We start from the raw sequence: 653 nt of genomic DNA, 5'->3' as shown, positions 1-653 counted from the left end.
CCTGGATGGCGGCGGCGGTGGGCAGTGCAGGCAGGCCTGTGCTGTTGATTTTCATGCGATAGCCTCGGGGTCTGGTTTCCATGGCAACGGTCAACGGAATTTTTTCAGGGTCTCGCGCATTGCAGTCAATGCGTTGCGCTCGGGCACGGCCGAGTCCACACCGGGCAGCAAGGGTGTGACGGCGCCTGGCACACCGAGCATGGCGGCGATGTTGCCGGCATGTTCGCTGGTAAGGATGAGCAGCTCGATGCGGCGGTTGATGTCCGCCTTGGGGTCATTGGCGTCGAACGGGGCGCGGTCTGCCATGCCCACGATCTNTCAGGGTCTCGCGCATTGCAGTCAATGCGTTGCGCTCGGGCACGGCCGAGTCCACACCGGGCAGCAAGGGTGTGACGGCGCCTGGCACACCGAGCATGGCGGCGATGTTGCCGGCATGTTCGCTGGTAAGGATGAGCAGCTCGATGCGGCGGTTGATGTCCGCCTTGGGGTCATTGGCGTCGAACGGGGCGCGGTCTGCCATGCCCACGATCTGCAGCGTGCTGGTGGTGGGCATGCCGCCGGCCAGCAGGTGGTAGCGGGCGGACATGGCCCGGCTGTTCGACAGCGTCCAGTTGGACGCGGCGCCGAAATCACCGTCGGCATAGGGGAGGGAG

1 protein-coding gene is annotated in these 653 nt (G+C 65.5%); it reads right to left on the bottom strand.

Features of this window, described 5'->3' with window-relative positions; genetic code table 11:
- Positions 1–90: 90 nt before the first annotated feature.
- Positions 91–306, bottom strand: a complete 216-nt coding sequence (locus tag QZH66_RS17860) for a hypothetical protein (protein ID WP_305807150.1) — start codon at positions 304–306, stop codon at positions 91–93.
- Positions 307–653: the final 347 nt, after the last annotated feature.

Source organism: Stenotrophomonas sp. YIM B06876 (assembly GCF_030711595.1).
Lineage (GTDB): Bacteria > Pseudomonadota > Gammaproteobacteria > Xanthomonadales > Xanthomonadaceae > Stenotrophomonas.
Note: the sequence above shows the minus strand (reverse complement) of the source record. Positions and strands in the feature narration are given on the sequence as shown.